The organism is Saccharicrinis carchari, from assembly GCF_900182605.1.
Taxonomy (GTDB): Bacteria; Bacteroidota; Bacteroidia; order Bacteroidales; family Marinilabiliaceae; genus Saccharicrinis; species Saccharicrinis carchari.
Window position 1 is genome coordinate 455,945 of the sequence record NZ_FXTB01000001.1, and the last position, 22,940, is coordinate 478,884.

The following is a 22,940-nucleotide window of genomic DNA, read 5'->3' on the forward strand; positions in this document are numbered from 1 at the left end:
ATTATCATGGCCAGAACAACTGCTTATAAAAAAACAGAATGGGATACGATGCATAATAATGGCCCTTTTCCGCTCAAATGCTTATATGTTACTGAGCTTGAACCCCAAGGAAATATTCCGGATGCAATTGATCGTTTAAACGATGCTGCCGACGAAATCAGACGATTAATTAAGGAAACCATCGATGCCGGGCAGGGATTCCGGGCGTATGGGTCGCGCTGGTCGCTGTCCAACATTGCACACCATAAGGATAGGATGCACTTTAACGCTAATATGAACCTTCATGTACCTTTGAAGGCGGATGATATACACCCGCAAGGTATTTATAAAGACGAAAACCTGTTTTTTTTTCAATGCGGCAATACCATCAAGGAACTCTCAAAAACATTAAACAATTACGGAAAATCGCTAAAAAGTAGCGGAGCAAGTAACGGGCAAACAATTGCCGGCTGTATTTCAACTGGTGTGCACGGTGCGGCCATTGATGCCGGTGCCATACCCGATTATGTGGTAGGTCTGAATTTAATTATTGGTCCGGAGCTACAGGATGTAGTATATATTGAAAGACATACCAAGCCCGCTTTGAGTGATGCGTTTGCACATAAGATAAGGGCCAGAACCATCCGTAACGATGCTTTATTTAATGCTGCTCTGGTGGGGCTGGGCTCCTTCGGCTTCATTCACGGAATAGTCATCGAGGCCGAGGACAGGTATTTATTGCGTCGTTACGTAAAAAAAGTGGATAAGGATATTGCACTGCACCTGTCGGATACCATGGATTTTGAAAATTCGGATTTTAAAATAGATGGCGAAACAGACAGCAAGGGAAAACCATTGCGTCCTTATCATTTTAAAGTATTTATGAATCCTTATGCGGATGACCGTGAGTATGTGATAGAGATAATGTATAAAAAACCTTATGCTATCCCATATCCGGATCCACTGCCTACCATAAAAACTTCCTTGTATCGTGATTTAATTCATCTGTTGATTAAGGTATCGGAGAAGTGGCCCAAAAAAATCCCCTATTTTGTACGTAAACTTCAAAAAGCCGTTTTACCGCCGGTGGATATGGACGTTACCGGTACATTGGCCGAAATTTTTTGGGACGCGCCGTATCTGGGGCCCGCCTTTGCCTGTTCCGTAGGAGTGGATCATACACATTCGTCTAAGGCATTAAAATTACTAGCCAACCTTGCCAAGGAAGAAGGACCCATACCGGGGATATACGCTATGCGATTTGTTAGGCAGACAGAAGCAACCCTTGGTTTCACAAAGTTTCCGCTAAGCTGTATCATAGAGATTGACGGTGTACTATGGAATAAAAGTAAAAAATTAATGAGCCTGACGGATTTTTCGCGGCGTATGATTGAAGTATTGCAGCAAGCCGGGGTACCCTTTACTGTGCATTGGGGCAAAAATATGGATTGGGGCTATCCCGGTTTAATAGATCATATGTACGGTCAAAAGGCCAAAGAATGGAGACAGTACCGTAGTGCCTTGCTTAGCAATGAAATGGCGGAGTTTTTTTGCAACGATTTTTTGAAAACCGCAGGACTGGCAGAGATAGTTGAAGATATTCCGAATGGCTTAATCGACCAGCTATAGCATTTTGTTATCAATTAAAATTTAATTAGATAAATATTAGTATTTTAAGCAAAAATATAAATCAAATGAAACAGGGCCCTACCTGCTTCTATAATATAATTTTAAAGCTGTGAATACCATAGTATTTAAATAAATAATTCGTACTTTTGCGGCAGTTTTAATAAATATAATGTCTAACCACTAGTAATTAATTGATTTTTAGATGAGTGAAGTAAACGAAAACGACAACGCACAGGAGGTAAACGAAACTCCTGAAGTAAAAAATGAAACGGTAACGGCTACCGAAAACACATCCGATGCAAGTTTTGACTGGGATACCTTTGAACAAGGCGAAGTATTCGGAAGTAAAAGTTCTAAAGAAGATTTGGAACAATTGTATGACAAAACCTTATCTACCATTTCCGAAAAAGAGGTGATAGAAGGAGAAGTTATTGCCTTAACAAAAAGAGAAGTTGTAATCAATATCGGTTTCAAATCAGACGGTATTGTTTCCAGAAACGAATTTCGCTACAATCCCGACTTAGCTGTTGGTGATACGGTAGAGGTTTATGTTGAAAGTCAGGAAGACAAAAAAGGTCAGCTGGTACTTTCGCACAAAAAGGCACGTGCGCTGCGTTCATGGGATCGCGTAAACGCTGCTTTAGAGAATGACGAGGTGATCAAAGGATACATCAAGTGCCGCACCAAAGGAGGTATGATTGTAGATGTATTTGGTATTGAGGCCTTTTTACCGGGTTCACAAATCGATGTGAAGCCTATCCGCGACTACGATATGTACGTTGGAAAAACAATGGAGTTCAAAGTGGTTAAAATCAACCCTGAATTTAAAAACGTTGTTGTTTCGCACAAAGCACTTATTGAAGCCGAATTGGAGCAACAGAAAAAAGATATTATATCTAAACTAGAAAAAGGACAAGTACTTGAGGGTACCGTTAAAAACATTACTTCGTACGGTGTATTTATCGACCTGGGTGGTGTAGACGGATTGATTCACATCACAGATCTGTCATGGGGTCGTGTGTCGCATCCCGAAGAAGTGGTTGAGTTGGATCAAAAACTCAATGTTGTTATCCTGGATTTTGATGATGAGAAAAAACGTATTGCACTTGGCTTGAAACAGCTGACAGCCCATCCATGGGATTCGTTGAACACCGAGCTTAAAGTAGGCGATGTGGTTAAAGGAAAAGTAGTGGTGATGGCCGATTATGGTGCATTTGTTGAAATTGCACCCGGTGTTGAAGGTTTGATTCACGTTTCAGAAATGTCGTGGTCACAACACTTGCGAAGCGCACAGGACTTCCTAAAAGTGGGCGACGAAGTAGATGCTACCATCCTTACGCTGGATCGCGACGAGCGCAAAATGTCGCTTGGCATCAAGCAACTGAAAACAGATCCATGGGAAAAAATAGAAGAGAGCTATGCCGTTGGTTCTAAACATAAAGCCAAGGTGAGAAACTTTACCAATTTCGGTATCTTCGTTGAGATTGAAGAAGGTATTGATGGTCTTATTCACATATCTGACCTTTCGTGGACCAAAAAAATTAAACACCCGGCCGAGTTTACTTCAATAGGTGAAGAGGTTGAGGTAGTGGTATTGGAAATTGATAAGGAAAACAGACGTTTGAGTCTGGGTCACAAACAACTCGAAGAGAACCCATGGGACGTGTTTGAAACATTGTTTACAGTGGATTCGGTACACGAGGGAACCATCATAGAATTGTTCGACAAAGGAGCAGTTATAGCGCTTCCTTATGGAGTAGAAGGTTTTGCTACCCCACGTCATTTGGTAAAAGAGGATGGCTCGCAGGCAAAAGCGGATGAGAAATTGGATTTTAAAGTTATCGAGTTCAATAAGTCTTCTAAGCGTATAATCCTTTCACATTCAAGAGTTTTTGAGGATGTTAAACGTACTGCCGAAAACACAGAAAAAGTTGAGCAGGCAAAAACAACCAAAAAAGGTGTAAAGAAGTTGAAAGATAACTTAGAAAAGACTACATTAGGTGATATTTCTGGCTTGCAGGCACTCAAAGATAAAATGGAAGCCGACGAGAAGAATTAATCAGTATAACCTAAACACTTTAGCCGATGGACTTTAAGATAGACAAATTAGATGGTTTCACCCTTATTCAGATTTTAAAAGAAAAGTTGGATACGCATGTAGCGCCCGCACTAAAATCTGAACTTGTTTTATTGTCGGGTAACGGGGAAAAAAATATTCTCCTGGACTTATCAAAATCAAGCTATTGCGATTCATCGGGTTTGAGTGCTATTCTAGTAGCCAACAGGTTGTGTAAAAATGCCGACGGCGCTTTTGTATTATCCGGATTGCAACCGGCCGTGGAACGTTTAATTTCCGTTTCACAGTTGGATTCGGTTTTAACAATAGCCGCTAAAATGGAGGAGGGAGTAGAGTTAATGCGCAAAGCGATTGAAAAATAATGCTTAAGCCGTTAACAATAACCATCCTTGGGAGCAATTCGGCTTTGCCAACTGCTAACAGATATCCAACCGCTCAGGTGCTCAATGCATCTGAGCGGTTTTTTTTGATAGATTGTGGCGAAGGTACCCAGCAACAATTACGAGCCAATAAAATTAAGTTCAGCAAAATAGATCATATTTTTATTTCGCACCTACATGGCGATCATTGTTTTGGCCTTATCGGACTTATATCCACATTCGGCCTTATGGGGCGTAAGGCGCCTTTACACATCCATTCGCATCCACATCTCGAAAAGCTACTGCAACCTCAGTTAAATTATTTTTGTGTTGATTTACCTTTTCAGGTAGTATTTGATGATTTTGATCCAAAGCAGAAAGGCCTGATATATACAGATAAGCACATCACGGTAGAAACTATTCCTCTTAAACATCGTATTCCAACGGTGGGTTTCCTGTTTAAACAAAAACTCGAAGAGCGTAAATTAAAAAAAGATTTTGTATTCATCCATCAGCCCTCAATTAAAGATAGAATTGCCATAAAAAAGGGAAGCGACTATATAAATAAAGATGGTGCACTGATGTCTAACAAGGATATAACTTTAGATCCCCCAAAGCCACTTTCCTATGCATTTTGCACCGATACCAAATATACGGAAAGCATCCTTGAGCAAATTAAAGGAGTAGATGTGCTTTATCACGAAGCAACCTTTGCGGCCGACAATGCTCATCTGGCAAAAAAAACTTATCATTCCACTGCCGAACAAGCCGCACAAATAGCTACAAAAGCGGGTGCCGGTAAACTGTTATTGGGTCATTTTTCGTCGAGATATAAAAATCTTGATGTGCTGCTGAATGAAGCCAAAGCGGTATTTCCAAACACATTTTTGGCCATAGAGGGGGATGTGATACATGTGGGGCAATAGGGGAGTTTTCAATCATCTTTGTATCTGACCTATTTATGGTGTTAATACGGGTTGCTTTGTAACTACTAACTTTTTTTAAAAAATGGGCTTGGAAAATATTAGAAAAAGCAACAGAATGCTGATCAGAGTTTTAAATTGTCACGATTGACTATGTTTCCAAAAATGCCTGTTTCCATATTTTGTATGGATCGTGAAAGAAAACCTTGGACGGATTAAATTTTTCCGCATCCCAATTTTCCCCTACCCATATTCGCATGTCGCGATGCCGGGAGTGATAGGGGTTAGATAGCGTTTCTATCACTTCTTGATATCCCGGCACTCCTCCGCAATCTTCGGGAGGACAGGCTCTTTCGCCTCCAATGCAATGGGGATACTTCACTTTTTTTTCGCGGAAGATAAAGCCCTCCAACTTAACGCTATGCACCCACCCGTCGCCGTAATCGTACATATATTTGGCTTCTTCACCTAAGTCGTTAAAATATTTATGCATCGATATTTCCCAGCCCGGGAATATTTCGGGCAGCTCGTGCATGTTGTAAAAGTTGGGAACGCCCACACTTGACATCCTTCTTTTTCCTTTTCCCTTTATCTCAAAATGATGCAGGTGGGAGCCGGTCCAACCCATCGCATCCTGAATGGCCATATGCAGATCCCAAAAATTATAATCGGCCGGCACCAATATCCTCCTCCAGATAGTCGGAAATATATCCAACAACTCAATTTTAAACTGGTACACTTGGTTGGAAGTACGGAGTACTTTGGGCGGTTTCTCATAGTTCATGAGGTAACCGTTTTCGATGTAGTTTTTATGATAGATGCTTTGTTTGTTCATCGTTTAAAAAAACATATAATCCAAAATAGCCACAGTAACCACCATGTATATCAGGGTCAATGGCCATCCTATTCTAAAAAAATCTTTGAAGTTATAACCTCCCGGGCCATAAACCATAAGGTTGGTTTGGTAGCCTATGGGTGTTAAAAAGTTTGCTGCTGCAGCAAATGATACTACTAACGCAAAGGGCAGCGGAGGTAAGCCCAAGGTATGAGCCGCCGTAAGCGAAATAGGAAAAACAATGGCCACGGCCGCTTTATTAGTAATGTAGGCTGCTAATACGGTTGTTATAAAGTAAATTGCGGCCAACACCGCCACGCTGCCCAGTGGCAGGAAAATGGAGATCATTACACCGGATATCATGTCGGCCACTCCGGTTTTCATCATGGCCGTTCCTAAGGCCAGGGATAAAGCTATTATAACCGCCAAATTATAGTCGATGTTTTTGGGCAAATCTTTGGCATTAACTACTTTTAATATGTTAATAACAACCAATACCACCAAAAGCCCCATAAACAAAGGTATCAGGTTAAGTGCCGATAAAAATATGGCCAGTAGGGTACCACCGAACAGTGTCCATACTTTGTATCGTTCCGGTTTTCTTACCTCTTTAACTTTTGATATCAGATAAAAGTCTATATCGTCCTGCGAACGGGACATAAAAGCATCTCCTGCCAGTAATAAAATCACATCGCCGGCTTTCAGTTTTACCTCGTCGAGCTTGCCGGTTACCCTTTCGCCGTTACGATGCATGGCCAGGAGTACGGAGTCATATTTACCTCTAAAGTTAACTTCGCCTACCGATTTGGATATCAGTGACGAATTGTGAGAGATAACAATTTCTACTACATCAGCTCTTTTCAGTTTGCTCATCATACCTACGGAGGGCAGGGTAAGCCCGCTACCATCTGAAAGTAAATTGGCAATCTCTTCCGATTCACCGGCAAAACGCAACAGATCGCCATGTTTCAAAATAAAATCTTTATCAAATACGCGCAGGATATTTTTTCCGCGTACTACCTCTGCCAAAAAAAGACCTTTTTCAGCTCCTAAACCCGATTCATGAATTGTTTTACCAATAAGCTTTGATTTTTTTCGGATTACCGCTTCAACTACATATTTCCGTTCGGTACCTACAATGCCCTTTGTTAGGGGGTGCCGGGTAGGTAATAGCTTTTCAGCAAAAAAGAATAGGTATAAAAATCCAATAATCAACATGGGAAAACCCACCCAAAAGAAATCAAACATCTGTAAGGGTTTCATATCCGGGAAAATGTTTTGATCTATTACCATCCCGTTTACGATTAGGTTTGTAGAAGTGCCTATGAGGGTTACACAGCCTCCTAAAATAGCGGCATACGATAAGGGCAGCAGTAGTTTGGAGGGCGATATATTGTTGCGTTTGCTCCAATTGTGCACGTAAGGCATCATCACAGCTACCAGGGGGGTGTTATTTAAAAAAGCCGAAAAACCACCTATCCAAAACATGATGCGCGACAAAAAACCTTTGTATCCGCTGGTTCGCGGAAAGATACGGCTGAAGAATATTTCGATGACTGATATTTGCCGGATGGCATCGCCCAAAAGTAACAGCATCATAATAACAGCTATTTGCTCGTTAGCAAAACCGGCTAATATTTCAACAGGGGTAAGTACTCCAAAAAAGCCCAACACCATTACTGCAACCAAAAAAGTAAAGGCAGCACCCAAAAGGTCTTTATATAAGGATATTAATATAAATGCCAGAACGGCAAACACAACGATTACATCAAAATGCTGCATATGGTTTTATAAGTTACTTGCGATAACCCACAAAAATATAAAAATCAAAAATAGTTACGCTATCAAAAAATAATAACTTTGTAAAAAAAACAACATGATAAGAAGTAATATTAACAATTTATCATTTATCCTAATGATATGTTTTATACCCTTTTTAGCATCGGCTCAAAAGGGAGATATTTTTAAAAGTGAAGCTATTATGCACGAGGGCCTGGAAAATTATGAAAAGGCTGCAGTTATCTATGAGAAAGCCGTGGCAGCTTATTCCGAGGAAAATATCACGGACACCCTTTCTGTGTTTAAAGCAGGACAAAACTATGTGCGTGCGAATATGTACGACAAAGGGCTGCCTTTTCTTTTAACATGTGATAAGTTAGGCTATCGCGAACCCAATTTATACTATACCTTATCGCAGCTGTATACAGAAAAAAAGCAACTCGCCGAAGCGGAAGCGGCGCTGTTGAAAGGTAAAGCGTTATTTCCGGATTATAAAAAGGATTACCTCAAAAAACTCGGCTATTTTTATTACAGTACACGTCAGTTAAAAAAGGCGAGTTCCTCATTGGCATCCTTATTAGAGTTGGATCCCTACGATATAAATAGTATGTATCTGCGCGGTTCAGCGCAATTGTATATGAAGCAATTTGATGATGCCTCGCGGTCGTTGGAGAAGATATTGACCATAGATCCAAATTATGGAAAGGCTACAAAGCTATTAGGTATTGTTTATTTTAAAAAGGCGGATTATTTGTTTCAGAAAGAAACCGCTCGTTATGAGGCTCTATCCAAGCCCAACCGAATGGATTACACCAATTCGCTTAAAAAGTTGGAAAAAATAAACCAGGATTATGCCATTGCCCTCCCATACCTTGAAAAAGCCTTGTTATCATCGCCAAACGACAAATCTGTGATCAACTGTTTAAAGGTTACCTATAAAAGGTTAAAAATGGACAGCAAAGCAAAAGATCTTGAACAATAGCATGTGGCTGATAGTGAGAAAGCAATGTTAGGTGTGCAGGAAAAAAATTACTATTTCGGTATGGCAAACAAGGCGATTGAAGAGTAAATAAAATGGGATGGTAATATTACGGAAAAATTTCTTTATTAAAAAATTTAATGTTATATAATACGTATAATCCCTCATTTAGGGCTATTTTTATCAGATTGTATTCTCTATTTTTGTACAAAACAATTAAGTAATAACCGTAGCAAATCAATAGCATGTCAAAAAAATTATTAATTAGAGATTTAACGCTCAGGGACGGCCAACAGTCGTTATTTGCAACAAGAATGCGACAAGAACAAATTGATCGCGTACTGCCTTTTTATAAAGATGCCAACTTTTATGCCATGGAAGTATGGGGAGGCGCCGTGCCCGACTCGGTGATGCGCTATCTTAACGAAAACCCATGGAATCGTTTGCAATCCATAAAAAAAGAAGTGGGTGATGTAAGTAAGCTCACCGCATTGTCGCGTGGAAGAAACCTTTTTGGTTACACGCCCTACACCGACGAAATTATAGATGGCTTTTGTAAAAATGCTATCGATTCCGGTTTGGGTATCATGCGTATTTTTGATGCACTTAACGACATCAACAATGTTAAATCAACTATTAAATATGTAAAACAACATGGTGGTATAGCCGACTGTGCGGTATGTTACACCATAGATCCTGAATACAAAAGGGCAGCACGCTATAAAGCCTTACTAAAAGGCAAGCCTCTTCCCAAGCCTGTTTTTACCGACAAGTATTTTGTGAATCTGGCCAAGGAATTAGAAAAACTGGGTGCCGACATGGTTACCATAAAGGATATGAGTGGGCTTATTCCACCTATGCGGGTATCTAATTTAATTAAAGCGTTTAAAAAGGCGGTTAAAGTACCGGTTGATTTTCATACGCACTGTACCCCCGGGTATGGCCTTGCCTCTGTGCTTGCTGCCGTTGTAAGTGGCGTTGATATTATCGATACCAATATTTGGAATTTTGCCGGTGGGCCTGCTGCACCTGCCATCGAACTCATCTATATCTTTACAAAAAAACTGGGTATTGAGATGGATGTAAACATGGAAGCGGTAGCTAAAATAAACAAGGAACTGTATACCATACGTCAGGAGCTTGCCGATGTGGATGCGGGTAAACATTTCCCACATCCTTTTAATCCGCTTACCGACACTGTGCCTGCTGAAATAGATGCAGAGTTCGACAAAGCTATTAAAGCGGCGCAAAGTGGAAATGAGCAAGAGTTGGTGCGTGCATGTCATGCTATTGAGAAGCATTTTGGCTTCCCAAAACCCAACGAACTGGTTAAAAAAGCACAGATACCCGGTGGAATGTACACCAACATGGTGGCTCAGCTAAAAGCACTTAAGTCCGAAGATATTTTGGAGGATGCCATGAAGCTGATACCACAGGTGCGTTTGGATGCCGGATTACCCCCATTGGTTACCCCTACCAGCCAAATTGTAGGAGCACAGGCGGTAAATTGCGCCATGGATGCTAAAAAAGGATTGCCTATGTACACTAATGTGTCCAATCAGTTTATTAGCTTGGTGAAAGGAGAATATGGCAAAACGCCAATTCCGGTAAAACCCGAATTTAGAGAGAAAATTTGTGGACACAGCGATGAACGTCCCTTTGATACATCAAAGTATAAGATGCAGCCCAATCCTGTTCTCGAAGATTTTGGCGGTGTAAAACTGGCCGAAAACGAAGAGGAAGAATTGCTGTTGGAACTTTTCCCCATGGTGGCCAAAGGATTTTTAACAGGTGTTAAAAAAGCAGCTTGGGAAGCCAAAAAAGCCAGCTCAACCACAGCTAAAAAGGCAACGACCGTTGAAGCCCCTAAGGCAGCAGAGAAAAAATTGAGCGGTAAAAAAGTGACTGTACCCATGCCGGGACGCATCATGGAGTTTTTGGTTAAGCCGGGCGACAAAGTGGAAAAAGATCAGCCTGTAGCTGTGTTGGAGGCCATGAAAATGGAAAATAGCATCACCTCGCATTTTGCAGGATATGTTAATAGTTTGTTAGCAGCTGAAGGAGAAACAGTAGCTGCCGATGCAGCCATCATGGATATTGTTGATGAGTCTCCGCAAACTGTGGATAACAAAACAGCAGCTCCGGCGCAAGCAAAAAAAGCAACAGGCCCAACTAAACCTGTTACTGTGCCTATGCCCGGTAAAATATTAGATGTACAGGTGAGTGCAGGCGATGGTGTAGAAAAAGGTCAGGTGGTAGTGATACTGGAGGCCATGAAAATGGAAAACAGCATTACCAGTGATTTTGCCGGTACTGTTAACGAAATATTTGTAGAAGTTGGCGATACGGTTGCCGCAGATGCAAAGGTGTTGGATTTAATTGTGAGCTAAGCAGCTCGTAAAATTATATTTTTTAAGAGCCACTGTTCAGTTTTTGAGCAGTGGCTTTTTGGTTTTGAGAATTTAAAACACAAAAAACATCACCACGCCCCCAAAAGCAATTACGGCTCCGGCCACTTCTTTTAGGCTAACTTTTTCTTTGAAAACAATGATGGAAGGGATGATGATTAATACCGGGACGATGGACATAATGGTTGAAACGATGCCGGTGGTTGTGTGTTGCACGGCCAGTAAAGAAAATGACACCCCCAGGAAAGGGCCAAAAAAGGAGCCTGTAGAAATTCCTATCATGGCCTTTTTGTTATGCAAGGCAGTAAATACGGGCTTCCATTTACTAAATACAAAAAACAGAGCTATGTAAGCTGCTGCACCTGCTATAATTCTTATTTGAGTGGCGAGGAATGGATCATAGTCTTTCATGCCCAGTTTTGAAACCACCAGTCCCAGCCCCTGGCCAACGGCACCTCCAAAAGCCATTAAAATTCCTTTTACCGGATAACGAATTTGTACGGTTTTCTGATTCTTTTCTTTGGCCAGTATAACCATGGCAATGCCCATTATAGTAACGGTCATGCCTATCAGTTGGCTTGGGGTCATTTGCTCGTTAAGGATGAGCCATCCAAAAAAGGCTGCAATGGGCGGAGTTAGGGCCATTATAAGCATTGATACTCTCGCGCCGATAAGCACAAAGGCCTGAAACAGAAGTAAGTCACCAATAAATAAACCGATGATGCCGCTCAATGCCAGCCATCCCCATGTTTCAGGAGGAGCATCAGAGGCAAAAAATAAACCTAACCTGAAATACGAAAAAATGCTGATGAACAGGAAAGCCAATACCAGCCTTATTAAGTTAAGTGGGAGAGAGCCTACTTTTTTTCCGGCCCACTCAAACGAGATCGATGTTATGGTCCAGCAAAAGGCCGTGGCAAGTGCAACCATTTCGCCAAAGTACGCGGTCATTTATTGTGGCGGTTTTGTATTTTAGTTTTAAGTAGTTTCTTTTTTTTACGGGCAATAAAAAAAGCCGGCAGATAGGCGCATAGTATACCCAAAAATAGAATTAGCAAGGATAAACGCAGTGTGCCCAGATTACGCAAACTAAAAGCAAGTACTACAAAAGCAAGGTTTATGGCGCCTATAATAAGCGATATATGAAAATGGCTGAAGCCCAATGTGAGCATGCGATGATGTATATGGTTTTTGTCGGCTGCAAAGGGGGAGTTACCTTTGGATATTCTAAAAACAAAAACACGCAAGGTATCTATTACCGGAACAATTAAAACTGCCAGCACCACAGCAGGTGCCGAATTCATTTGGTACTTTAACGCCGCGGCATTAATGGGTTTATTGAACTCGGCAAATCGAATAGCCACCACAGCGAGTAAAAAGCCGAGCAATAGCGATCCCGTATCGCCCATGAATATTTTTTGTCGTTTCGAGAAAATATTAAAATAGGAAAAAGCCAGTAAGGCTCCTATTAGAGCTGCGGAAAATACGGGGATGTGATAGTTGCCGTTGATATAGAACCATACAGAAAAAGAAGTAATAGATACCATGCCGGTGATGGCAGCCAGGCCATCTACGCCGTCGATTAAATTAAAACCGTTTAATATAAAAACAAAAAGCAATACGCTAATTGATATGCTTGTGAGATAATTGGGTTCGAGGCCAAAGAAACCGTGGAACGATGTGATGCGTAGATCGCCCCATCCAACGATAATAAAAGCTGCCAAAATTTGCCCAAAAAGCTTTATCATGGGCGCCGTAACCATGATGTCGTCTTTTATGCCAATTGAAAATATAATGAGCAGTGCAGGAATCAAAAAAGGAATTTGGGTAAAACTAAACCAATCGGAAAAGAGCGAATAAGTGAACAAAAAGCTCAAAAATATGGCCAGTCCGCCAAGAGTAGGGATTCTGATTTTATGTGCCGTTCTTTTGTTGGGCTCATCATATAGGTTTTTCGATTCGGCCACGCGCAAAATAGTAGGTATTGAAAGAAATACCATCGCAAAGGATACGAGACCGGCTAATGGGATAAGCAGCTTGATTAATAAATCACTCATAATGATACAAAATGTGCCGTAAAAGTAGGAAAAAAATCTCTTGTTATGCCTTACCCGAACAACAATATCTGTAATAATTATTTTATGTTATCCTGTTTGGTGTTGTTGGCGGTATCTATGGCCTTGCAATATTCTATCAGCGCCTCCATATTTTTATCGATTCCTTCAAAATCAAAATTGCTCGAATTCTGTGTTATATTTAAAGCTACTGTTTTTAGATAATCAAGGTTGAATTGCTGTGCAGTGTTATCCAGGCTTTGTATGAGCATTTTTATTTTTACCGAGGAATGTAGTTCTTTAATTTCCTTTATCAAGGGCAGTATCAACTGTTTAAGTTGTTGATTTATTTCCTCCATATTCTCAATGGGCGGCAAGGTAAAGGGTAGGGATTGTTTTTTACGGACAGACTTACTTTTTTTATGTTTAAGATGCCACGATAAAACAATGAGTAATTCGTTTAGATGAATGGGTTTTGATATAAAAAAACTAAATCCTTTGATACTGGTTTTAATGTTTTTTAAATCCGAAGTAGCCGTAATTGCAATTACCGGGATGTGCTTTAACTGAATATTGTTTTTTAATATTTGCATTGCTTCGCTACCGCCCATTAAAGGCATTTTAATATCCATCAATATAAGATCGGGCACTATTTTTTTTGCCATTTCAATTGCCTGTATCCCGTTAATGGCTTCATGAATTTCGAGCTGATAGGGTTTCAGTAATCCTTTTAAAACCTGCCGGTCAATTTCTCTGTCGTCAACCAGCAATATTTTAGATGGATAAAACTGAATCCTATCGGTGTCGAATTGTACCTCCCGTGGTAATCCGGTTTCGCTGTCTAAAACAGTTATGTTGGGTATTTTAATCGTAAAAATACTGCCTCGGTTTAGCTTGCTTTTTACATCTATAAATCCACCCATTAATTTAACTAACCTATCACTTATGGCCAGCCCCAACCCGGTGCCTTCGTAAAGTCGGTTGTCCTGATCGTCGGGCTGCCTGAAGTCGTCAAAAATATAATCTATTTGAGCCGACTCAATCCCTATACCCGAATCGGTAACCGCAATGAGCAGCTTATGTGTGTCGTCGCTAAGCTGCTGAATATGATAGCTTACCTGTACAAAACCCGAGGAAGTGAATTTTATGGCATTGCCAATAACGTTGATGAGCACTTGTTTTAAACGGAGGTCATCTATTAATATGGTTTTTGGGGTAGGGCATTTTTCAATTATCTCAAAGGCAAGGCCTTTTTCCTGGGCTTGCACCTGAAATATTTTATTTATTTCGGCAAATAATTCTTTTATATTTACCTCTGTTAGTTGTAATTTAAGTTTACCGGCTTCAATTTTTGATAAATCTAATATTTCGTTGAGTAGGGATAATAGTGTTTTACCACTTTTTGTGATGGAAGAAAGGTAGTGATGTAAACTTGTATCTAAAATTTTCCTTTCCAATATCTCCGAAAAGCCCAATATGGCATTTAGGGGTGTTCTTATTTCGTGGCTCATGTTGGCCAAAAAGGAGCTTTTTGTTTTATTGGCTGCTTCGGCCAGTTCTTTGGCACGATGGAGCTCTATTTCGGAGAGTTTACGCTTGGTGATGTCGCGAAAACTCCATATGCGATCTACAATTGTGTTGTCCATAATCTGTGGTCCCGAAAAACAATCAAGGTACCTGCCATCTTTCAACACAATTTCGATATTCACCTTGCTGTCGCTTAATATTATATTTTCTTTTGTTATTTGCCGGGACAGGGTGTTGTCGCTAATTTTCTCCTTCACCATTTTTTCAAAATCGGCTTTGCTTTCCAATAATGTGGTGGAGGGTATTTTCCATAGTTTACATAGCATCTGGTTTTTCAGTACAACATGGTTGTTTTTGTCGATAACAACAATGCCTGAGGTTGTAGATTCAATGGTAGCTTTAAGCAGCGATTGTTGCTCCTGCATTTTTATTTCCCTGTTTTTCCTTCCGGTAACATCCTGAAAATAACCTACTACGGTAACGGGATTACCCTCCATATCCCATTCGGAAAAAATACCTGTGCTCAACAACCATTTGTACCTGTTGTTATCCAATTCTATTTTAAAAGTCGATTCGTAAGTGGCACTCTTACCAATAATAAAATGGGTAAACTCTTTTTCGGCATCTTCCCTATAGGAAGGGTGGATATAGTTAAGCAACCATGATAGGTTAAGGTACCGTATGTCGATGTCCGTATCTTCAATAATGGTTTTAAAAAAAGGATCTATCTTGAATTGTTGTGTGCCTAAATCGTATTTCCATATGGCAATTTTACCGTTTTTTGTTGCCAGTGAAAGCATATATTCCCGGTCGGCACTTTCCGAATGCGAAGAATAATGATTGTTTTGATTTTCGATACTCAGTAAATATCCGCTAAAATTGGTGCTATTATCTTCTGTGGCATTTACTTGTGCTTCTACCTTATATTCAACTCCTTTTTCGGATATAAAAATAAAGGAGTGTACAATGCCTTCAGCATAACTTTGCTCATTGTTACAGAGGGTAGCGAAACAAATTTTTTGGCCACTATAGCTGTCGTAAAAATTAAGTACGTCATTTATATTCTTGCCTATTAACTTATCTTTGGTAAGGTCTGAATACAAACATAATTGCGTATTTACAGCATGTATTATCCCTTTTTTATTGTAGGCAACAAAGCCTAAGTCCGACGAATTGAATATTTCAAAACTCAGATCCAGATTCTTTTTGTTGTTTACTCTTTTATTGTCAGGCATTTTTAATGTTACACTGGTTGATAAGTGCGTGCAGATAAATTATTTATAGGCAATTTTAAAGCCTGCACATTCATAGGTATTGGAGCTTTGCCAATTGGGAGCTGATATTTCGATTAATAGCTTTTGGGTGTTGTCTACCTTAAATACTTTTGTGTCACACAATCCTTCGGCCGAATTATCGTATAATATTTTATTGTTGATTGGGCTAATGATTTTAAATTGCAACACGCCCATTTTGGGTTTAGAATAGGTGGAAAAAAAATATTCTTTTCCACCGAAAACATTTAGCATTATCGCCACTTTTCTTCCCCTGCGCATTTTGATAGATCGTGAGGAGGTACTCAGCGTATAAGATTTATCGGGCGATTTACATTTTTTGTAGGTGTTGGAGCAGCCGTTGGCATCGGCTATAGTGCCGGTTAAGCTAAGGATGCCTACAAGTAGTATACTGTATATTTTTTTTTTCATAGGTTTTAAGTTGATTTCATTTGCCACTAACTTGTCCCGCCATAGCGGGATAGCCTGCCCCGATTTTTCATCGTGGGAACTCGCTATTATAATCATTCTCCTCCCGCTAAGGCGGGACAGGTAGTGTGGGAGAGAACTCTCCTAGCTTGCCCGCTTCTTCGGGGGCTCGTTTCATAACCTCAAATACTAAATAGCAAAACAATGAACTTATTGCCTAATCATTTTGGTTCTGAAATCTTGCACATTATCCGAGAATATAAAATAGTTCTCCTCAGTTAAGGTAATTTCATTTTTACTTTCGATGCGTAACGAACCATTGGATTGTTGGTTTACTTGTGGATCACCGAATTCTATATTTAGATTGTTGTACGATTTTTCCAGCACGTGTAAATCATTGATCAAATCGCTGAGGGCTGGATTGCTTTCGTAGGTTTTAACCATCGTTACAATGTCCTGGAATAATAATTTTTGTTCGGCAATACGATCAATGGCATTTTTTTGCTTGTCAAAGTCAACGTGCGAGCTGGTGGTCAGGTACAAGCTTTCGATAAAGGCTCCAGCTGAAAGCAGCGATAGGGTTTTTCCATTATCGTACTCCTGGAGGTAGCTGATAACCGTATCGTATAGTTCACGCGAAACCGCATACATCGAATCCGGTTCCAGGGTAGCATCCAGTATCCTCATCTGTTGTTCTTTAGAGAAGTTGGGGTTAATGTTTAGTTCTTTTAACAGATAATCTACGGTGGAGATGTATTCGCCAGCAAAATCACTTTTGTTAAAGGCCGAAATATAAGCCAAATCAGCAAAGTAAATTCCACAGATTAGGGCTTTCTTTTCGTAGCCCTCATACATCTTGGCCAGTTTAGAGTTGTGCATTAAACTGGGATCAAATTTTACCTTATTGTCATTAATGTAGGTAATAATTTCTTCGGGTGACGGCAGAGCATAAAAGACGGCATCGATTGAATCAATAATGTTAATGGATTCAAAATCTAACAATGGATCCGTGTTCTCGTCAATTTTTTGGTTGCTACTACATCCGTTACAGGCACTTAAAACCAGGGCAAGGCCTATCATTGTGGGTAAAATAATTTTTTTTATCATAAAAATGTTTTTTTTCTTACGTTTAAATGACGTTTTATCCTTTTAACTATTAAATGTCCATACAAACGACATGGACGCTTTGGTATCTTGTTTTATTTCAAACGTACCTTGATGAAAATCCATTACCAAATCGGCATACGAAAAATACAGCAAGGTTTCTTCGGGCATTGTATTTGTATCTTTACAGTCCCAATTGGGAGGATTAAAGGTCATTACAAGCTCTTTTTTATGTTGTAATATATTTAAATAAATATGGATACGTGAATCGTGTTCAATATGTTTGAAAATTGTATCTAAAATTCCCAAAAAAGAGTTTTTTATTAAATCTTTGTTGGCTTTTAATTTAATGCTGTCATCTATCTCACACACGGGGTTCAGGTTTTTGCTGTCAATTAACCCATCCTCTTGTAAAAGTATATGTTCAATTAGGCCGTTAAGATAAAACTCTTGGAATTCAATATTTTCGTTGTTGTTTATTTGGGTAATCTGACTGGCCATTTTTACAATAAAGGCAAGGTTAACCGTAGAATGTTCCAGTAAATTTATGGTTTCCGACATGCGCGACGATTCCGCCGAATGTTTAATCAGATTAACCACCCTATTAATGTCATTCAGTGGCGAGGCTATTTCTCGTCCTATAAAAGATAAAAACTTGTCTTTGGTTTGCGTTAAAGCCTGTAAACGTTTGTTTGATTCTTCGAGTTCCAGCGTACGTTCCCTTACTTTTTGTTCCAAATCCCGGTTGGTATTCAATAATCTTTCTTTGCTTTTTTTTAATTCTATGTGGGTAGATACCCTTGCCAGGAGCTCCGAAGTGTCAAAAGGTTTCGAAATAAAATCTTGTCCACCAACATTAAAGCCTTGCACGGTGCTTTCTTTATCGTTTTTTGCCGAGAGGTATATAATGGGCATAATGTTGTTTTCCGGATCTTGTCGTATGATCTCACAAACTTCAAAACCGTTTATTTCGGGCATCATGATATCCAATAAAATTAAATCAAATTTATCGTGGCGAAGCCATTGTAGTGCTTCTTTACCACCCAATGCCACCTCTAAATCATAATGGTTGTCGTTTAGAATATTGCCTAATAATTGTATGTTTTTTGGATTGTCGTCCACCACCAGTATCCTGCCTTTTTTCTCCATTTACTTATCTTAATAAATTGAAAGATCCTTTTTTCTCTAACATGTCGTCGTTGTAGGTCACTACTTTTACAACGTAATTATAAGTGTCTGCTATTTGTGGATTACCTTTAAATTTGCCATCCCACCCTTTCTTTAAATTGTCTGTTTCAAAAACTATCTGTCCCAGGCGGTTAAACACCCTAAAATAGACTAGCTTCTTTAGTCCCCATCCCTTTACGTAAATTATATCGTTTATGTTATCATTATTTGGTGTAAAAGCGGTAGGAACATCTACCGAATACTTTTTTTCTACCTTTACTTTAGCTTTGTAAACTTCGGTAAAACAATTACTTGTGTCGGTTACGCTTACCATATATTCAGTGCTGTTTAAGGGCGATAAAATTGGGTTTGGGCAATTGGTACACGATATTCCGGGTGCATCTTCCCAGGTATAAGTTTTAATGTTGTTGCGGTATAGGTTTAACTGTACCGTTTCGCCAATAATAATGGTGGTATCAATGGGTTCTAAAACGGGTATTTGCTGTACGGTAACACGTACAGAATCTTTATTTACGCAGGAGTTTTGGTCGGTAACGCTAACCCTAAAAGTGGTGTTTTTAACAGGATTGGCTATGGGAGCGTCAATGTTCAAATCGTCCAGATATGGTGAATGATCCCAGCGGTAGGCAATTCCTCCGTAGGCTTGCAACAACAAATTGTTGCCAACGCAGATAAAAGTATCGGGTGAGGTAGTTATTGTAGGCAGGGGATGAGCTGTAATAGCATCAACGAGCGTATCGCTACAACCAAAACTGTCCTTCGCAACAAGTTTTAGCGGATAGGTTCCGTTGGTTTTGTATACAAACGAAGGACTGGCTTCATTGCTCTCCATTCCGTTGCCACTTTGCCATTGATAGTTAACGGCATTTTCAGATTGGTTGATAACACGCATATTAAAAGGAATACATCCACTATTGTTGTCGTCAGGATAAATAAATTTGGCTTTTACCTGTTCCCTAATAAAAATTGTATCGGTAATTATTTTGTTGCACTCAAACTTGCTATCTGATTTAAGCAATAATAAGGGGTACAGATAGCCCGATTGCTTATATCTATGTTTACTCTCCAAGTCAGTTGATATGCTACCATCCCTGAAGTCCCAAACAACGGATGACAGGTTATTTTCGTTTTTCACTCCAAATGTAAGTTCACTGTTAAAACAGGCAGTATCCGGAAGTGCAATTTCGGCATAAGGTCCTTTAACGCGGATAAAATCGGCTTTGGTGAGTGTATCGGCGCAACCATTGGCCGAATAGGCTATTAGCGACACCTGATAATTTCCGGGTTTGGTATAGATGTGCTGTGGTTTACTTAGGGTGGAACCGTCGAGGTTATCCCCGAACATCCATTTTTGGGTGCCCGGTTTCGAATAGTTTGTTTCGTTACTAAACAGTACGGGAAAAGGGTAGCAATTGGATTCCTGTTGATTACTGGTAAATTGAGCTACTGGCGGCGCTTCGGTATTAATATATGATGGTTCGGTGTGTTTGAGCTCGCATCCATGGTGGTCAGTTATTGTAAGTGATACATCGTAGATGCCCGGATGACTATATACATGTTTTGGGTTTCGGAGTGTACTTTGATTTCCATCGCCAAAGTCCCATAAAAAGTCGCTCACGTTGCTCTTGGATCGATCCCAAAATAGCAGTGTATCGTTGATACAGGCATTAAGTTTAGAAACTGTAAAGGCCGCGTGCGGATCTATCACTTTAATTTCGTTTTTAAGCAACATACTCGATGTACAGCCTTTTTCGTTGGTCAGAGAAAGTCGCACATTGTAGTTGCCAAAAGCCTGGTATTCATGTGTAGGATTTTCCTGGTTGGATGTGGTGCCGTCGCCAAAATCCCATTCCCACCGGGTAATAGGTAACTCGTGCTCACTTAAGTTATTAAACTGGTATTTAACAGGCATGCATCCATCTACATAATCGTTAGTAAATTTACTTAGCGGATTAAAAATTTTTATTTCTTTCCGTAGGGTGTCCGTACAATTGTTTCGGTCCTTTACCACTAGTTGAGCAACAAAGGTACCTTTGTGTTTGTATTTATGTACTATAGGGTCGTCGCTAAACTCCACCGTGGTATTGTCGCCAAAATCCCACAAATATTTTTTATACATTCCGTTGAAATCAAAGGAGGCGGCGTCGCTACTTTGGCTGGCATCGAATCGCAGCGCGGTGTTGGCACATGGACCGGTGCCGGTGGTGTCAAAAACAGCTTGTGGGTCGGATATTAGTATATTGTTATGGTAGGAAAACGAGCAGGTACTACCCGCTTTGTGGGCCTTGAGCACTACTGCATATATTCCTTTTTGCGTATACGTGTGTGAAAAGTTAGTTCCTGCATTTACGATGGAATCACCATCGTCAAAATAACAGGTGTAAGAATCTGCATCTATCAGGTCGATGGTAAAATCGGCGGTGTAGGGCGAGTCGCAATTTTGTATTCTGCTGTATTTGGCAATAGGTCCTTTAATGTATACGGCCTTATCTTTTTTTGTGGAACTGATGCAGCCGTTGTGGGTAACTTGTAATTTTACATCCATATAGCCCGTATCGGTATAATGATGCATGGGTATGCCCATTTCACTTTTCATGCCATCACCGAAATCCCATACAATATCGTCAAAAAGAGGAGCATTGTTGGTTATATCAATAAATTCTACTGCCTCGCTGGCACAAAAAATGTTTTTATCCTTAACCTTAAAGTCAGCCTCTACTTTTTGCCCTGCCGAAATAGTGATACTGCTGTTGGCGGTGCACCCTCGTTCGGTTGTGGCAGACAGGTATACATTGTACTTACCCACCTCATTATATGTGTAATGAAAAGCGTCTTCTGTGCTCGGATCTCCTTTGTCGGTTTTCCAGGTAATACCACTAATATGATCCAGCGGTGTGTCGTATGTAATGGTGTGATCAAATTTTATGTCGATAGGCGTACAACCCGATGTGGGTCTGTCGCTGGTAATCTTAACTTGTGGCAGCACTATCTGCAAAACATCTTTTTTTACCACCTTGGCCTTGCAGCCATGTTTGCTGGTGACGATAAGTGTGGTGGTATGGTTTTGTTTTTTATGTTTACTGAGTTCTTCGCTTGAGGTGTAGGTGTGCATAGGTGTTTTCTGGTCTGAGGTTTCATCTTTTCCAAAAATCCAGTTATAGCTTTCCATTGGGTCGCCCGTAGCATTGTAAGTAATATCTACAGGTACCTGGCATGCAAAACTATCTGATATTGTAAAGTCAGCTTTTACTTCCTCAACATGAATAAGGGCAGTAGTTCTACTTGTACATTCATAGTTTTCAATCACCAACTCCACTACATAATCGCCCGGTTGGGTATAAATATGTGATGGATTGATTTCAGTGGAATTTTTTCCGTCGCCAAAATCCCACTTGTTTATCCGGTTGTTTATAGAGGTGTTGGTAAATAATACGGGTGTGTTGGGGCAAACAGTGTCTGCAATTAAGGTAAAGCCAGCCAAGGTATTGCTTACTTCTATTAACTCTTTAAATACAATGGAGTCGCTGCAGCCCAAATCGTCTGTTACAGTTAACGAAACATCGTAGCTGCCTGCCTGGGTATATTGATGTGCCGGACTTTGCTGGTGCGAAAATTGTTGATCGCCAAAATCCCATTTATAACTTAAGTCGCCTATTCCGTATGATTGGTTGTTGAATTGTGTATTTAAAATGCCCTTGCAGGAGAAACGTTCCTTGACTTCAAAAATAGCCGTGGGTTTTTTTGCGATAATTAATTCGTCGATAGAGGTTTTACTTATGCAACCATTTTTGTCGGTATAAATTAATGTAACACTGTATATTCCGGGTTGTTGAAAGGTATGAACAGGGTTTGGGTCGGTACTGAAAATGCCATCTCCAAAATCCCATAAGTAATTATCGTTAGTTGTGGTGGACGAAATATGGCTTATGAAATGTATGTCAAATGGAGCGCATTGTTCCGTGGGACTATCGGGCGTAAAGCTTACCACTGGCGCATCGTAAATATGGATAAAATTTTCCTTAGTAAGAGATTGGCTGTTATCCCCATCAGTAACGGTTAAGCTTACGGTATACCTTCCCACAGAAGTATACGTGTAATGCGGATTTGGTTCCGTGGAGGTGTTGCCGTCGCCAAAATCCCATAAATAGGTCAGGTTTCCTTCGTTGGGCGTTTTATTAACAAAATTAACTTGTAAGGGTACGCAACCTTCTTGGGTTTTAGACGTAAAGTTGACAACGACTTGAGAGTTTACGTGAATAAACGAAAAAATAACAATGAAATGAAAAGAAAAAAAACGAAGATGTTTATTCATATTGCTACGGCTTACTAATGGTTTATAGTTTGTTGGGTTGGTTATGAAAACGTAAAATTTTTATACGTGAAAGATGGAAATTTGTTT

15 protein-coding genes are annotated in these 22,940 nt (G+C 40.0%); 6 read left to right on the forward strand and 9 right to left on the reverse strand.

What is annotated here, in order from left to right; all coding sequences use genetic code 11:
- The first annotated feature begins 6 nt into the window (after positions 1–6).
- The 4 genes from FN809_RS01605 to FN809_RS01620 all read left to right on the forward strand — a co-directional run bounded on the left by FN809_RS01605 (position 7) and on the right by FN809_RS01620 (position 4,970).
- Positions 7–1,608, forward strand: a complete 1,602-nt coding sequence (locus FN809_RS01605) for an FAD-linked oxidase (protein WP_142531728.1) — start codon at positions 7–9, stop codon at positions 1,606–1,608.
- Positions 1,609–1,810: 202 nt separating this feature from the next.
- Positions 1,811–3,667: a 30S ribosomal protein S1 gene (gene rpsA, locus FN809_RS01610; protein ID WP_142531729.1), complete on the forward strand. Its 1,857-nt coding sequence runs from the start codon at positions 1,811–1,813 to the stop codon at positions 3,665–3,667.
- A gap of 26 nt (positions 3,668–3,693) precedes the next feature.
- A complete protein-coding gene (locus FN809_RS01615) occupies positions 3,694–4,047 on the forward strand; it encodes an STAS domain-containing protein (RefSeq protein WP_142531730.1) in 354 nt (117 codons plus the stop codon).
- Entirely contained in the window at positions 4,047–4,970 is a 924-nt protein-coding gene (locus FN809_RS01620) for a ribonuclease Z (protein WP_142531731.1), read from the forward strand. Before FN809_RS01615 ends, FN809_RS01620 begins: the two co-directional genes overlap by 1 nt.
- A 148-nt stretch (positions 4,971–5,118) precedes the next feature.
- Here the strand turns inward: FN809_RS01620 and FN809_RS01625 are convergent, their stop codons facing one another.
- Both FN809_RS01625 and FN809_RS01630 read right to left on the reverse strand, forming a co-directional pair.
- Entirely contained in the window at positions 5,119–5,802 is a 684-nt protein-coding gene (locus tag FN809_RS01625) for a plasmid pRiA4b ORF-3 family protein (RefSeq protein ID WP_142531732.1), read from the reverse strand.
- Positions 5,803–5,805: 3 nt separating this feature from the next.
- Entirely contained in the window at positions 5,806–7,584 is a 1,779-nt protein-coding gene (locus tag FN809_RS01630; protein WP_142531733.1) for an SLC13 family permease, read from the reverse strand.
- 94 nt (positions 7,585–7,678) lie between these two features.
- On the opposite strand from FN809_RS01630, the gene FN809_RS01635 reads away from it, so the two are divergent.
- Both FN809_RS01635 and FN809_RS01640 read left to right on the forward strand, forming a co-directional pair.
- Positions 7,679–8,563, forward strand: a complete 885-nt coding sequence (locus tag FN809_RS01635) for a tetratricopeptide repeat protein (protein ID WP_142531734.1) — start codon at positions 7,679–7,681, stop codon at positions 8,561–8,563.
- Between the two features lie 242 nt (positions 8,564–8,805).
- On the forward strand, positions 8,806–10,950 hold the full coding sequence (locus FN809_RS01640; protein WP_221929329.1) for a biotin/lipoyl-containing protein: 2,145 nt from the start codon (positions 8,806–8,808) through the stop codon (positions 10,948–10,950).
- A gap of 72 nt (positions 10,951–11,022) precedes the next feature.
- Here the strand turns inward: FN809_RS01640 and FN809_RS01645 are convergent, their stop codons facing one another.
- From FN809_RS01645 to FN809_RS01675, 7 genes are all read right to left on the reverse strand, one after another.
- Complete coding sequence (locus tag FN809_RS01645; protein WP_142531735.1) at positions 11,023–11,919, reverse strand: DMT family transporter; 897 nt, start codon at positions 11,917–11,919, stop codon at positions 11,023–11,025.
- Positions 11,916–13,025 (reverse strand): glycosyltransferase family 4 protein, encoded by a 1,110-nt coding sequence (locus FN809_RS01650; RefSeq protein WP_142531736.1) that lies wholly within the window; start codon positions 13,023–13,025, stop codon positions 11,916–11,918. The genes FN809_RS01645 and FN809_RS01650 overlap by 4 nt, the downstream gene beginning before the upstream one ends.
- Before the next feature lie 77 nt (positions 13,026–13,102).
- Entirely contained in the window at positions 13,103–15,784 is a 2,682-nt protein-coding gene (locus tag FN809_RS01655) for a hybrid sensor histidine kinase/response regulator (protein WP_142531737.1), read from the reverse strand.
- Positions 15,785–15,823: 39 nt separating this feature from the next.
- On the reverse strand, positions 15,824–16,252 hold the full coding sequence (locus FN809_RS01660) for a hypothetical protein (RefSeq protein ID WP_142531738.1): 429 nt from the start codon (positions 16,250–16,252) through the stop codon (positions 15,824–15,826).
- A gap of 207 nt (positions 16,253–16,459) precedes the next feature.
- Positions 16,460–17,356 carry a hypothetical protein gene (locus FN809_RS01665; protein ID WP_142531739.1) on the reverse strand — a complete coding sequence of 299 codons (897 nt, stop codon included), beginning with the start codon at positions 17,354–17,356 and terminating at the stop codon, positions 16,460–16,462.
- 42 nt (positions 17,357–17,398) lie between these two features.
- On the reverse strand, positions 17,399–18,502 hold the full coding sequence (locus FN809_RS01670) for an ATP-binding response regulator (RefSeq protein ID WP_142531740.1): 1,104 nt from the start codon (positions 18,500–18,502) through the stop codon (positions 17,399–17,401).
- Between the two features lie 4 nt (positions 18,503–18,506).
- On the reverse strand, positions 18,507–22,853 hold the full coding sequence (locus tag FN809_RS01675) for a PKD domain-containing protein (protein WP_142531741.1): 4,347 nt from the start codon (positions 22,851–22,853) through the stop codon (positions 18,507–18,509).
- Between the last annotated feature and the right edge of the window lie 87 nt (positions 22,854–22,940).